11 protein-coding genes are annotated in these 12,993 nt (G+C 71.3%); 8 read left to right on the plus strand and 3 right to left on the minus strand.

All coding sequences use genetic code 11. The features are described from left to right. The first annotated feature begins 108 nt into the window (after positions 1 to 108). The 3 genes from AB0F61_RS04320 (at position 109) to AB0F61_RS04330 (ending at position 2,816) form a co-directional block, all read left to right on the plus strand. Positions 109 to 1,131, plus strand: a complete 1,023-nt coding sequence (locus AB0F61_RS04320) for a DUF4331 family protein (RefSeq protein WP_357803147.1) — start codon at positions 109 to 111, stop codon at positions 1,129 to 1,131. 142 nt (positions 1,132 to 1,273) lie between these two features. Continuing rightward, a complete protein-coding gene (locus tag AB0F61_RS04325; RefSeq protein ID WP_357803148.1) occupies positions 1,274 to 1,819 on the plus strand; it encodes a hypothetical protein in 546 nt (181 codons plus the stop codon). Between the two features lie 16 nt (positions 1,820 to 1,835). Beyond that, positions 1,836 to 2,816 (plus strand): hypothetical protein, encoded by a 981-nt coding sequence (locus tag AB0F61_RS04330; RefSeq protein WP_357803150.1) that lies wholly within the window; start codon positions 1,836 to 1,838, stop codon positions 2,814 to 2,816. Between the two features lie 119 nt (positions 2,817 to 2,935). Here AB0F61_RS04330 and AB0F61_RS04335 read toward each other — a convergent pair whose 3' ends face one another. The 3 genes from AB0F61_RS04335 to AB0F61_RS04345 all read right to left on the minus strand — a co-directional run bounded on the left by AB0F61_RS04335 (position 2,936) and on the right by AB0F61_RS04345 (position 7,079). Further along, on the minus strand, positions 2,936 to 5,944 hold the full coding sequence (locus tag AB0F61_RS04335; RefSeq protein WP_357803152.1) for a fibronectin type III domain-containing protein: 3,009 nt from the start codon (positions 5,942 to 5,944) through the stop codon (positions 2,936 to 2,938). Between the two features lie 181 nt (positions 5,945 to 6,125). Then, on the minus strand, positions 6,126 to 6,356 hold the full coding sequence (locus tag AB0F61_RS04340) for a DUF2188 domain-containing protein (protein ID WP_357803153.1): 231 nt from the start codon (positions 6,354 to 6,356) through the stop codon (positions 6,126 to 6,128). A gap of 72 nt (positions 6,357 to 6,428) precedes the next feature. Next, the gene (locus tag AB0F61_RS04345) at positions 6,429 to 7,079 is read right to left on the minus strand and encodes a M23 family metallopeptidase (protein WP_357803155.1); all 651 of its coding nucleotides are present in this window, start codon (positions 7,077 to 7,079) and stop codon (positions 6,429 to 6,431) included. A gap of 132 nt (positions 7,080 to 7,211) precedes the next feature. On the opposite strand from AB0F61_RS04345, the gene AB0F61_RS04350 reads away from it, so the two are divergent. The 5 genes from AB0F61_RS04350 (at position 7,212) to AB0F61_RS04370 (ending at position 12,923) form a co-directional block, all read left to right on the plus strand. Then, positions 7,212 to 9,614 carry a PEP/pyruvate-binding domain-containing protein gene (locus AB0F61_RS04350; RefSeq protein ID WP_357803157.1) on the plus strand — a complete coding sequence of 801 codons (2,403 nt, stop codon included), beginning with the start codon at positions 7,212 to 7,214 and terminating at the stop codon, positions 9,612 to 9,614. A 29-nt stretch (positions 9,615 to 9,643) separates the two neighbouring features. Next, the gene (locus tag AB0F61_RS04355; RefSeq protein WP_357803159.1) at positions 9,644 to 10,309 is read left to right on the plus strand and encodes a hypothetical protein; all 666 of its coding nucleotides are present in this window, start codon (positions 9,644 to 9,646) and stop codon (positions 10,307 to 10,309) included. Between the two features lie 52 nt (positions 10,310 to 10,361). Next, positions 10,362 to 10,928: a TetR family transcriptional regulator C-terminal domain-containing protein gene (locus AB0F61_RS04360; protein WP_357803161.1), complete on the plus strand. Its 567-nt coding sequence runs from the start codon at positions 10,362 to 10,364 to the stop codon at positions 10,926 to 10,928. A 59-nt stretch (positions 10,929 to 10,987) separates the two neighbouring features. Then, positions 10,988 to 12,178, plus strand: a complete 1,191-nt coding sequence (locus AB0F61_RS04365; protein ID WP_357803162.1) for a low temperature requirement protein A — start codon at positions 10,988 to 10,990, stop codon at positions 12,176 to 12,178. A 97-nt stretch (positions 12,179 to 12,275) separates the two neighbouring features. After that, entirely contained in the window at positions 12,276 to 12,923 is a 648-nt protein-coding gene (locus AB0F61_RS04370; protein WP_357803164.1) for an ATP-binding cassette domain-containing protein, read from the plus strand. Positions 12,924 to 12,993: the final 70 nt, after the last annotated feature.

The following is a 12,993-nucleotide window of genomic DNA, read 5'->3' on the forward strand; positions in this document are numbered from 1 at the left end:
TCCCCGCCGCACTCGGGGCGAGCCCGAATTAGTCCGATGGCAGGGAGAGCAGGCCGACGCCCGCTATGTTCGGATACGTCCAGAATCCGGCAATTCGGGAGTCAGCTCATGTCGCACCATCTCGACACCCCCCTCGCCGCCCAGGGCGGCCAGCTCTACATCGACGATCTGTACGTCTTCAACGGCGACCGCGCCACGGTGTTCGTGATGGACGTCAACAGCTCGGTGACGAAGGCGGACATCAAGCGCGGCTTCCACGCCGAGGCGCGCTACGAGATAAAGATCCACTTCAACGGCGCGGAGATGGAGGGGCTGACCTACCGGTTCGCCTTCGGCGAGACGGACGGCGACGGAAAGCAGACCTTCCAGTTGTACGAACTCGCCGGCGAGGATGCCCGCGACGACGCCGCGATGGGCACCCCCATCGCCGAGGGTCACACCGGCGAGGTGTCGACCGGGGGCAACGTCCGGATCTGGGCCGGGCGGATCAGCGACCCGTTCTACATCGACCTCGACGAACTCGCCACCATCAACGGCGCGCTCAAGGACGGCGCCCGGGTGGACCGCTCGGCGTGGCGGATGGACCAGGCCAAGAACAGCTTCGCCGGCACGACCGTCGAGTCGATCGTCCTCGAGGTCTCCCACGACGAGCCGCTGCTGCGCGACGGCACCGACATCGGCGTCTGGTGCCGCACGATGCTGGCCACCGACGCCGGTGGGTGGCGACAGATCAACCGCGCCGGCCACCCCATGATGTGGCCGCTGTTCTGGCCCCACGACACCGACTTCTCCGACCCCGCCAACTTCCGGCACCCCAGCAGGGACCTCTCCGAGGACGGCGAGGAGATCGCCAGCGCCGTCGCGGGCGTCGTCGCCGCCAACGGCACCGCCCCCGACCCGCAGGCGTACGGGTGGAGCGTCGCCCGACAGCTCTACCCCGACCTGCTGTCCTACCAGGTCGGCACGGCTGCCAACTACGGCTTCGCGGTCCGCAACGGGCGCAGCATGGCCGACAACGCACCCGAGGTGATGTTCTCCCTGGTGCTCAACACGGGCACCACGTCCGGCCTCACCTCGGAGGTCACCAAGGCCGCCCGCGCCGCCAGCTTCCCGTACGTGGTGCCGGCCTGAGCGATCCACCGACGCGTCGCCCGCAGCCAGGCGTCAGCCCAGGTGGAGATCGCAACGATCGCGCTGTTCGTCCGATATGACCCTTTCGCCCTAGATAGGCTCTGAGCTGCTAGCAAAGGGCATTTAGGACAAGGGAGACTCGATGCGTAGAAAGATTCTCGCGGGCCTGGCCGGCGTTGCCGCCGTCCTGGCGCTCGCCGGGCCGGCCGCCGCGGACACCACTGGCGAAACGATCGTGACCCTCACCGTCGACGCCGCCGGCGGCCTCTCGATCACCGTGCCGGCGACCGCGAACATCGGGCACGGCGTGGAGGGCTCCACCGTCACCGGTCAGCTCGGCCCGGTCACCGTGCTGGACCAGCGTGGTTCGCTCACCCCCAACTGGACCGCCACCGTCGTCTCCACCGACTTCACCACGGGCGGTGGCACCTCCGGGGAGACGATCCCGGCCATCAACGTCCTGTACTGGTCCGGCCCCGCGACGGGGACCGCCGGTGGCGGCACCTTCACGCCGGGCCAGCCCACCGCCGCCCAGCAGGTGATCATCAACGTGCCCCGGACGGCGATGAGCCACACCGGCGGCACGGGCAACAACTTCGCCACCTGGAACCCCACCCTGGCGGTGAACATTCCGGTCGGCACCGTCGAGGGTGTCTACACCGGGACGGTGACACATTCGGTGTTCTGACCCGCTCGGCCGGCTGGTGCTGCTGGCCTCGGTCGCCCTCGTGGCGCTCGGGGTTTCGGCAGCGCCAGCCGTTGCCGTGCGGGAGCAGCGCCAGGAGCCCGCCGACGAAGCCGCGATCAGTATCCGGATGCTGGACATCCCGGCCAGTCGGGTGCAGGACCCCCGTGCCCGGGTCTACATCGTGGACCACCTGAAGCCCGGAACGACGATCAACCGCCGGGTCGAGGTGCAGAACACCTCGGGTGAGTCACAGAAGATCGAGTTCTATTCCGGCGCGGCGTCGGTCGAGAACAACGCCTTCACCGTGCCCGACGGGCGCACCGGCAACGAACTCAGCGGGTGGATCCGGCTGAAGACCGCCGCGATGGAGCTGGATCCGGGCGAGCGACGGCCGGTCGAGGTCGAGATCGCCGTACCGAAGAAGGCATCGAAGGGCGAGCGGTACGGCGCGATCTGGGCGCAGGTCACCAGCGCGAAGGAGCGCACCGGCAATGTCACCCAGGTCCACCGGGTGGGCATCCGGGTCTACCTCGACATCGGTCCGGGTGGTGAGCCACCAACGGACTTCCGCGTCGACGGGCTGGTCGCGGAGCCCGGGACCGGCGAGTTTCCCGTGGTCATTGCGAAGGTCACCAACACCGGCCAGCGCGCGCTGGACATGACGGGCACGCTGTCGCTGCGCAAGGAGGCGGTCCAGGCCGGACCGTTCAAGGTGACAAACGGCGTGACGATCCTGCCCGGCCAGAGCGGCCGGGTCCGGATCGAGATCAACCAGGCCCTGCCGGCGGGCGTCTGGGACGTGCACGCGAAGCTCGCCAGCGGCATCGTGGAACGCACCGCCACCGGGAAGATCAGCCTGCCCGTCGCGGCGCCGATGGCGGTCGCGGCCAGCGGGCCGAACTGGTTGGTCTACGCGGTCGGCGGGATCGCCCTGCTGGCGCTGATCGCCCTCGCCGGCTGGTATCTCGTCCGCCGGCAACGCCCTCGGCTGGCCTGACCGAGGCGGGCCGCACAGACTGCCCGGCCGTCCCCGTCAGGGGTACGGCCGGGCAGTGACGTGTCACCGGTCCGTCCCTACCCGGCGGCCACCGGTCCGCGAGCGGCAGCGCCCCGACCCTAGATGACCGAGTGCGTCACGACCGCCACGTAGTCGCCGACCACCACCCCGGACGGGATCGTCACCCACAGGGTCGGATTCCAGGTGGCGGAGTTGGGGCCCCCGGTCTGGCCGGACCACCCGGCGGCCGTGCGTGGGGTGTCCAGCACCGCGCCGGGCTGCGGGAGGAAGGTTCCGACGCCGGTGGTGGCCAGGGCCGGCCCGGAGGCGTACGTGATGTTGCTGTTGGGGATGGTCTCGACACCCGAGCCGGAACCCGTTGTGAAGTTCGTGCTGGACACGACGCTTACCCAGTTTCCGGAGAACGGCCCGCGGTCGTCGGTCACTGTCACCGGGCCGAGTTGGCCGGAGACGCCTGTCGCGTCCGAGGTGACGGTGCCGAGTGCGGAGATCGCCGGGACGCTTATCGAGAGCCCGCCGAGCGGGCTGATGACCAGTTCGACCGGCCGGGACGCGGACTGGTTGAACGAGTCGGTCACCCGGACGGTGAACGAGAAGGTCCCGGACGCGGTGGGCGTGCCGGAGAGCAGACCGCTGACCGGGTCGAGGGTCAGCCCGGCGGGCAGGCTTCCGGCGCTTACCGACCAGGCGAAGGGACCCGTGCCGCCGGCGACCGTGAGCTGGTACTGGTACGGGTCGTACGCCCGGCCGGGCGGGGGCGGCGCGAACGTCAGCGTCGGGGGCGGATTGACGGTCACCGACGCCGAGGGCGCCGACTGTGGGCCGGTCCCCGCGGCGTTGTTCGCGGCCACCCGGAACGTGTACGTGGCGCCGCCGGTCAGCCCGGTGACGACCTGGGTGGTGGCGGTCCCGGTGAAGGTCTGCGGTGTCTGCGCGACCCCGTTGAGGTACGGCGTCACCGTGTAGCCGGTGATCGCCGAGCCGCCGTTGGCCGGGGCCGTCCAGCTCAGCGTGGCGGCGTTGGTCCCCGCCGTGGCGGAGGTGATCGTCGGCGCTCCCGGCAGGGTGTACGGCACCACCGCCGCCGACGCCGGGCTGGCCGCGCCGGTGCCGTACGCGTTCACCGCCGCCACCCGGAAGGCGTACGAGGCGCCGGCGGTCAGCCCGGTCAACGTGCGGCTGGTCGTGGAGGCGTCGAAGGAGAGGGTCGGCTGGGTGATCCCGTCCCGGATCGGGGTGATCAGGTACCCGGTGATCGGACTGCCGTTGCTCGCGGGCGCGGTCCAGCTCACGGTGGCGCTGGTGATGCCCGCGACCGCCGTGGGCGTGGCCGGCGTGCCCGGCGCGGACGCGTAGACGTAGGTCGCCGATCCGGCCGCGCCCCGGGTGACGACGCTGACGGTGACGGTCGCCGGGCTGGACCGGGCGGGCATCGAGGAGATGCCGAGTGTGCCGTCCGGATTCACTGTGAAGCAGCCGGCGGCCGGGCCGGACGTGCAGGGCAGCAGCAGCACCGAGGTGCCGGCCTGCTGCTCGGCGGCCGTACCGATGGTGATCGCTGTCGCGCCGGTGAGGTTGCTGCCGCCAACGGTGACCGCGACGCCCCCGGCGATGGCGCTCTGCGCGGGGGTGACGGTGACGCCGCTCGGTGCGGCGGCCGGTGCCACGGGTGTGGTGACAGTGGAGTAACCAGGGTTCGCGTCGATGGAGGACGAGGTCGCCACCGTGGCCGTCTGGATCAGTGCCGGCGTCACACCGGTCCCGGTCACGGTTGCGACGACGGTGATGGGCGGCAGGGAGGTTCCACCGGCGAAGGGCCCGTTGCTGTTGGTGCAGGTGATGCTCTGCCCGGACGGTACGGCGCAGACCCAGCCGGAGCCGAAGGCGGCCCGTGGCACGACTCCGGTCGGCACGGTCTGGGTGACCGAGATCGGCGCTGTCTCGGTCGCACCGGGATCGACCCCGGCGGTGATCGAGTAGGTGACGGGGTCGCCGGGCTGCGGACTGGCCCCCACCGCGCTGGTCTGTGCCACGTTCAGGTCCGGCACCGGGTTGAAGGTGACCGCGCGGGCGTTGTCGACCTCGTGGAAGTCGGTGACCGAGCCGGTGGAGCCTACCCAACCGAAGGCGAGCTGCCGGGGGTATCCGTTGGCGTTCAACCAGGTCGGCGACGGATACAGGCTCGGCGACACGACCGGGAGGCTGCCGGCCAAGGTTCGCGCCGTACCGCCCACCGGGGTGAACCGGACGCGGTACTCCCCAGCCGGAACGGTGATGCCGGTGTCGGTGGTGAACGAGGACGAGGTGGTGTTGGCAACCACCTCGACCGGCACCACCGAGGCGGCCCTGGTGCTGGCGCGCAACGCCACGGCGGGCGACGAGGTGGTGGTGGCGGTGCTGTTGATCGCGCAGTAGCCGACCCCGTTGCGGCCCGGCCCCCGGATTACCACCTGGCCGGGGACCCGCGTGTTCGTGGTCGAGATGTAGGGCGGATTCGTGCAACCGGTGCCCTGGTAGAGGCTGTTGCTGAAGTTGCCGAAGACGTCCAGCCCGATGCCCAGGTAGCCGTTGGACAGACCCACCGAGCCACCGTTGAACGCCGCCGAGTAGCCAAGCGATCCGCCCGACTGGCCGATCACCGCCGGGGACCGCGGGTTGGCGGGGTCCACCGCGGCCAGCGCGAACGCCAGACCGTCAGCTCCGGTGCTGATACCGCCGTACTGATAGGTGTTGAAGGAGACGTGCAGTCCCTGGGAGGTGGGCACGCTCACCGCGCCGAACACGCCGCCCTGCCGGTTCGCGACGGCCGGGGTGAGGCGTAGCTTGCCCGAGCCTTGTGGGTCGGTTGCCGTCGGGCAGCTCAGCAGCGGGCCGGTTGTCGAGTTGCCGGCGGCGCTCAGGCAGGCGACGTTTGTCGCGGTAGCGACCGGCACGCCCGGCACCGTCACCGCGCCGACGCCGTCCGGGGTGTTGTTGTGGAACGGCTGGTCGAACAGGACGGACCCGGCAGCCCACGCGGGGAGCGGCGCGAACGCGAGAGCCGCCGCGGTCACGGCCGCGACCAGCCCCGCGCTCCTGATCGGCCGACGACGGCCCCGAAACGACATGCGCACTCCCAACGTTCACTCCAGTCCCGATCCGGACTATATTCCTCAAAGGGCGCATATGCCGCTCAAGGAGACAAGCTGGCATCTTGCCGGGGGGACAGGCTGGGTTGGTCCGACCGCATAAAGCGGACCGACCTCCTCGGTCACGCCGAGGAGGTCGGTCCGCTGAGACTGGAAGCGGTCAGCCCTCGATGTCGCGGGGGTCCCGACTGCGGGGGTAGGTGTTCTTCTCCCCGATCGTGCCGTCCTGCTTCTTGATCACGTGTTCGACGCCCCGGTCGGCGGCCATCTCGCGGCCCTGGGCCTGCGCGTCCGCCTTCACGTCATGCGTGCTGCTGGCCCGCTCGTTGCCCTCCGCCTTGTTCTTCCACTGCCCGTCCTCGTGGTACGTGTCGACGTCACCCTTGACCATGGCCGGCTCCTCCCTGCGTCCGAAGTGTTCCTCACCTCAGTGCCCGCAGTCGGGTCGGGCAAAACGCCGTCCTCAGGAGACCCCCGGGCGACAGTTGCCGCTCGTCCGCTTGACCGTGTGTTCGCGTTCGTCGGTGGTGATGCCCGACGGCTCCCCGTCGAAGTGGGTCTCGACCTTCTCCCAGCCGCGCCGCTGCTCGTAGTGCAGGTGCGGCGCGCCGGAGTTGCCGGTGCTGCCGAGCAGCCCGATCTGGTCGCCCTGACCGACCCGCTGCCCGACCGTGACCAGCGGCGGTTCGAGCATGTGCAGGTACTGCGTCTCCCACTTGCCGCCGTGGTCGATCTTCACCCAGTAACCGCCGCCCCGCCCGCGCGGGCCTTCCGGGTTGTCCGGGGTACGGCCACCAAGCGACCCGTTGATGCCCGCCTCGGTGACCGTGCCGCCGTAGGACGCGAGCACCGGCCGCCCCCACGCCTCGCCCTCGGTGGGGAACAGGTCGACGTCGTAGTCGTCGTGACCGGGGTAGGTGCCCAGTTGCCACGTCTCGCCGCAGGCGACCGGCAACTGGAAGAGCGGGCGCGGCCCGGCCGGTCGCAGCATCGGCACGACGACGAGTGCGATGCCGAGGACGGCAGCGGCCGCGACGAGCGCGACGAGGACACGGACGCTGCGGCTGCGGGCGCGGCGGTGGGAGCGGGCGGTGGTCGGGCGGCCGGTCGTCACCGTCCTGAGGATGGCAGACGCCGGCAACGCCCCGGTGCCGGGTCACACCCGTACCACCGTGACATTGCAGTTGCATCGTAAAGGCGTTACGGTGGATGCAATACGATTGCATTGCAAAGAGAGAAGGCCCCGATGCAGGTCATCGCGTTGTCCGAGGCGACCGCCGACATGGTCGACCTGGTCGGCGGCAAGGCGGCCGGGCTGGGCGAGCTGATCCGGCACGGCGAACGGGTGCCCGCGGGCTTCTGCGTCACCACCGAGGCGCACCGACTCGGCGTCATCCCCACGGCCGAGGTCGTCGCCGCGTACGAGCGGCTCGGGGCGGGCCCGGTCGCGGTCCGCTCCAGCGCCACCGCCGAGGACCTGCCGGACGCGAGCTTCGCCGGGCAGCAGGACACCATCCTCGACGTCACGGGCACCGCCGACCTGATCGCGGCCATCGAGACCTGCTGGGGCTCGCTGCACAGCGAGCGCGCCACCGCGTACCGCGACGCCCGCCGGATCGACCACCAGACGGTACGGATGGCAGTCATCGTGCAACGCATGATCACACCCACCGTGGCGGGGGTGCTGTTCACCGCGAACCCGCTGACCGGCCGCCGCGACGAGATGGCCGTCGACGCCGCCGCGGGCCTCGGCACGACAGTGGTGGACGGCGCGGCGAACGTGGACCACTACATCCTCGACGGGGTCACCCGAGCCGACACGGGCTGCCTGACGTCAGCACACCTGGCCGACCTGCGCGCCACCGGCGAACGGTTGCAGGCCCACTTCGGCTGCCCCCAGGACGTGGAGTGGGCGATCGACGCGGACGGCGTCCGGTGGCTTCTACAGTCGCGGCCGATCACCACCCTGTTCCCCCTCCCGCCAGCGAGCGGAAAGCCCCTCCCCCGCGTCTACCTGGAGTTCGGTCACGTCCAGGGCATGCTGCAACCGGTCACCCCGATGGGCATGTCGACCCTGCGGGCGCAGATCGCCGGGATGCTCGCCGCGCTCGGCATCCGGGTCGAGATCGTCGACATCGGCGGCCGGCTCTACGGCGACCTGACCGACCTGGCGCGGGACTCCTCGGCCCGCAGGCGACTGGTGAAGCTCATGGCTGTCGACTTCGGTCCGCGTGCCCAGGCGGTGATGCAGCACGTGCTGGCGGACCCCCGGTTCGCCGCGACCGGTGGCCGCGCCAGCCGCGACCGGGCACAGGGCGCCGCGTCGCTGCGGACGGCCGGTCGCGCGGTGGTGGGGATCCTGCGGGCCCTGGCCCGCCCGGAGGCAGCGCGGATCCGGATGTTCGAGACGATCGAGCAGATGAGGGTGCGCTCAGCCGCCCCCGGCGACCTGCGAACCGCGGCCGACCGGCTGAGGTTCGTGCAGGCGCGGGACGCCGACGACAGCGCCGATGCGATCATGTGGCCGATCGTCGCGGGAATGCTCGCCGCGACGCTGCCGGGCGCGCTGCTCAAGGGAATCGCCGGCCCCGACGAGATCCACACCGTGCTGGGCGGGATGCCGCACAACGTCACCATCGAGATGGACCTGGCCCTCTGGCGGCTCGCCCAGGACGCGGGCGAGCACCGTCAACTCCTGCTCGACACCCCGCCCACCGAGTTGGCCGCGCGCCACCTCCACGGCACGCTGCCCGACATCGGCATGACCGCCTTCCTGGACGCCTACGGTCACCGGGGCGTCGCCGAGGTCGACCTCGGCGTGCCGCGCTGGGCGGAGGACCCCACCCCGGTCTTCGCCGCGGTTGCCAACTACCTGCGGGTCACCGATCCGGAGCAGGGCCCCGACCAGCGCTTCCAACGGGCCAGCGCGGCAGCGGAGGTGGCGTTGGAAAAGCTGGTCGGGCGAGCCCGCCGTCGGCGGCCGGTGCGGGGCACCATCGCCGGGTTCCTGCTGCGCCGGGCGCGGGCACTTGCCGGCCTGCGCGAGGCAGGCAAGTTCGCCGGGCTGTACCCACTGCGCGAGACGCGCCGCCAACTGCTGCTCGTCGGCGCCGACCTGCACGACTCCGGGCTGCTGGACCAGCCCGACGACATCATGTTCCTGACCCTCGACGAGGTGCACGCCGCCGTACACCAGGGTGTCGACCCGCGCGCGACGGTCACCTCCCGACGGGCGACGCACCACCGGGAGCTGCGCCGCCGAAGCGTGCCGGTGGCACTGCTCTCCGACGGCACCGACGTCGAGACAGTCCTGCCGGCGGTTCCCGCCGCCGACGGGACGCTTGTCGGCGTGGGCGCGTCGGCGGGCCGGGTGACCGGCCCGGCCCGGGTCGTCCACGACCCGGCCACCGCCCACGTCGAACCCGGCGACGTCCTGGTCGCCGCGACTACCGACCCGGGCTGGACCCCGCTGTTCCTCACCGCCGCGGCGGTGGTCACCGAGACCGGCGCGATCATGGCGCACGGCCCGACGGTGGCCCGGGAGTACGGCATCCCCGCCGTCATCTGCGTCCCGGACGCCACCCGGACGATCTCCACCGGGCAGCTCGTCACCGTGGACGGTGGCGCCGGAACCATCACCGTCCACTGACCGTCGGCCCGCTAACGAGAAGGATGACAATGACCGACACGAAGGCACCGACCGGGGCGCGGGTGGGCCCACTGCTGCGCCGGGCCGCCGAGGCCGAGGCCGCGACGTGGCGCAGCCTGTACGTCTGGACCCGACGCCGCCCCCTGCCACTGGGGCCGGGCGACGAACCGTTCGGCTACCTCGGCGTGGTCAAGCCGATCCTGGGCATCTTCATCGGCCTGTCGGTCGTGGAGATCCCGATCTTCGACGTCGTCGTCACCCACGTGGTGCCGTGGCGGCCAGCCCGCTGGATCGTGCTCGGCCTCGGCATCTGGGGGCTGCTCTGGATGATCGGCCTGTTCGCCAGCATGACGATCCACCCCCACGTGGTGGGCGACCGGGGCCTGCGCGTCCGCCTCAGCTGGGGCATCGACATCTGGATCCCGTGGACGGACATCGAGGCCCTGCGCAAGCGGTACCGCTCCCTGCCGTCGAGCAGGTCCGTGCAGGTCGAGCAGGAGGGTGAGCGCCGGGTGGTGTCCATCTCGGTCGGCAGCCAGACAAGCATCGACGTCCTGCTGCGCCGGCCGTTGACCTTCGATCTGGCGAAGACCGGGTCTCTGCCCGTGAACGAGCTGCGCCTGTACGCCGACGACCCGGACGGCCTCCTGCGCAGCGCGCGGGGCGCCCCCGCGAGCACCGCCGCCAGCCGGTAGCCGCCGCCGCTGGCGGACTGTCCGGGTCACCCACTGTGAAACGATCGAGGCCATGCCCAAGAAGGTCGATCACCAGGAGCGACGCACCCTCATCGCGGACGCGCTGATGCGGGTCGCCGCGGATCAGGGCCTGGAGGCCGTCAGCCTCCGCCACGTGGCCGCCGAGGCCGGCGTGTCCGCCGGCATGGTCCAGCACTACTTCCGGACCAAGGACGAGATGATGGCGTTCGCGTTGAGCGTGGTGCGGGAACGCAGCCAGATCCGGGTCACCGAGGCGCTGGCGCGACTGGGCGCGGACCCGCCGCCCCGGCTGCTGCTGCGGACGATGATCGCCGCACTGCTGCCCCTGGACGAGGGGACCCGCGACGACGGGCGGGTGGCGCTCGCGTTCCTCGCCTACACGGCGGTGCGTCCGGCCGCCGCGCCCAGCCTCCGCGAGGGCACCGGGCAGCTCACCGGGTTCATCGCCAGCGTCCTGCCCGACCGGCACGGCGACGCCGCCGCGGCCGGCCTGCTGGCGCTGATGGAAGGGCTCGGTGTCTACCTGCTGGGTGGGCAGTACACCGCCGAGCAGGCACTGGCCGCGTTGGACGCCCACCTCGACCTGCTCTTCGGCTGACTCCGTCGGAGCTGGGCGTTACCCCTCGGACGCGGTGCGAAACAGACCAGGATGAGCGGATGAGCCGCGTCCACCGGTCTCGGCCGGTGCTGGTCGAGGAGGCACACCGGGCCACCACCTTCGAGATCTTCTTCGACCTTGTCCTGGTGTTCGCGCTGACCCGGCTCATCGATTTCATGGCGGAGTCGCTGGGGCCGCTCACCCTCTACCAGGGGCTACTGCTCCTGCTCTGGTTCTGGTACGCGTGGAGCTGCTATGCCTGGCTCGGCAATCAGGTCCGCGCCGACAACGGTCCGGTGCTGGCCGGGATGCTCGCGGCGATGGGCGCCATCTTCGTGGCCGCGCTGGCGATCCCGCAGGCGTGGCAGCGCCACGACGGCGCGCTGAGCCCGCCCCTCACCCTGTCCATCGCCTACATCGTGGTCCGCGGGCTGCATCTCGGCCTGATGACCTACTCCTCATCGGGCAACCGGCAGTACCGCCGGCAGACCATGCGCTTTGCCGTGTCCACCACGATCGCCTGGGTTCCGCTGCTGGTGGGCGCCATCCTCGGCGGGACCGCGCAGACCGTGCTCTGGACTGTGGCGTTCCTCGTCGACTACGGCGTCGGCCGGATCGCCACCGCCGCCAGCTTCGGGGAGGTCCGCAGCGGGGCGCACTTCGCCGAACGCCATGGTCTGGTGCTGATCATCGTGCTCGGTGAGTCTCTGCTGTCGGCCGGGGCCGGCGCGGGTCTGGCCGTGATCGCCTGGCCGGTGCTGCTGGCTGCGCTGTTCGGCTTCGCCGCGACCGTCTGCCTGTGGTGGCTCTACTTCGTGGGCGTCGCGCCGGCCGCAGCGAAGGTGCTGACCTCGGCCTCGCCGCGCTCCCGGCGTCGCCAGCAGTTGGCGTCGGACGCGTACACGCTGGCGCACCTGCCGCTGGTAGCCGGGGTCGTCTACTTCGCCTTGGGCATCCACCTGATCCTCGCGAACCCGACGGAGCAGACACGACCCTGGCACGCCAGCGGAGAGCCGATGAGCTGGTCGGCGATCCTCGTGCTCTACGGCGGCGCCGCGCTCTATCTCACCGGCCGCCTGCTGTTCCTGCGGCTGACCGTACGCAGCTCGCCGGGCCACCTCGTGGCGATCGGCATCGTCCTGGTCCTGATCCCCCTCGCCCGGACCCTGCCCGCGCTGGCCGCTCTCGGGCTGCTGACGGCCTTCCTCGCCGCCCTGGTCGGCTACGAGCGGCGACCCCGGGTCGACTGACCACCTCGCGATCGCTGACGCATCGACGGGATTGTGCGGGTCCCGCCCGCCGTGGCAGTCTGCGGATCCTTGGGTGCTGGAAAAGGGGCGGTGGCACATGCTGAGCATGCACGGGGCGTCAGTCGGCTACGGCGACGCGCCGGCCGTCCTCCGGGAGATCTCGCTGACGGTCCGACCTGGTCGGGTCCTGGCGTTGACCGGGTCGTCGGGCGCGGGCAAGACGACCCTGCTCCACGCCATGGCGGGGCTGTTGCGACCCCGGGACGGGTCGGTGACCGTCGACGGGCAGCCGCTGCGCGACCGTGATCACGCCGTCGAGCACCGGATCGTGCTCATCCCACAGGACAACGGCCTGGCCCCGATCCTCACCGCCGCCGAGAACCTTCAGGTCGCGCTCGTGGCCGACGGCGTGACACCACCCGAGGCCCGCCGGCAGACCTCCGCGATGCTGGACCTGCTGGGCCTCGCCAGCCAGGCCGACCAACTCGTCGAGGAGTTGTCCGGCGGCCAACAGCAGCGGACGGCTGTCGCCCGCGGTCTGGCCCTGCGCGCAGGCGTGCTGCTTGCCGACGAGGTGACGAGCGAGCTGGACGCGGGTAACCGGCAGCGGGTTCTGAACCTGTTGCACGACGAGGCGCGGCGGGGCGCGGCCGTCGTGTTCGCCACCCACGACTCGGAGGTGGCCGCCGCCTGCGAAGCGGAGCTGCACCTCGTCGAGGGGCGGGCGGAGATCCTGCGCGACTGAGCCCCGGATAACCGGCAGGTCTCGGTCCACCCGCACGGGGCGGCGGGCCGGCGGCCGGGTCGATACCGTC

The organism is Micromonospora sp. NPDC023888 (assembly GCF_040639415.1).
GTDB lineage: Bacteria > Actinomycetota > Actinomycetes > Mycobacteriales > Micromonosporaceae > Micromonospora.

What these genes read in the sequence shown, in the direction of transcription:
- AB0F61_RS04355 (WP_357803159.1), top strand. Translation starts at nt 9,644, where the DNA reads ATGACCGACACGAAGGCACCGACCGGGGCGCGGGTGGGCCCACTGCTG.
- AB0F61_RS04365 (WP_357803162.1), top strand. Translation starts at nt 10,988, where the DNA reads ATGAGCCGCGTCCACCGGTCTCGGCCGGTGCTGGTCGAGGAGGCACAC.
- AB0F61_RS04320 (WP_357803147.1), top strand. Translation starts at nt 109, where the DNA reads ATGTCGCACCATCTCGACACCCCCCTCGCCGCCCAGGGCGGCCAGCTC.
- AB0F61_RS04370 (WP_357803164.1), top strand. Translation starts at nt 12,276, where the DNA reads ATGCTGAGCATGCACGGGGCGTCAGTCGGCTACGGCGACGCGCCGGCC.
- AB0F61_RS04335 (WP_357803152.1), bottom strand. Translation starts at nt 5,944, where the DNA reads ATGTCGTTTCGGGGCCGTCGTCGGCCGATCAGGAGCGCGGGGCTGGTC.
- AB0F61_RS04325 (WP_357803148.1), top strand. Translation starts at nt 1,274, where the DNA reads ATGCGTAGAAAGATTCTCGCGGGCCTGGCCGGCGTTGCCGCCGTCCTG.
- AB0F61_RS04350 (WP_357803157.1), top strand. Translation starts at nt 7,212, where the DNA reads ATGCAGGTCATCGCGTTGTCCGAGGCGACCGCCGACATGGTCGACCTG.
- AB0F61_RS04340 (WP_357803153.1), bottom strand. Translation starts at nt 6,356, where the DNA reads ATGGTCAAGGGTGACGTCGACACGTACCACGAGGACGGGCAGTGGAAG.
- AB0F61_RS04360 (WP_357803161.1), top strand. Translation starts at nt 10,362, where the DNA reads ATGCCCAAGAAGGTCGATCACCAGGAGCGACGCACCCTCATCGCGGAC.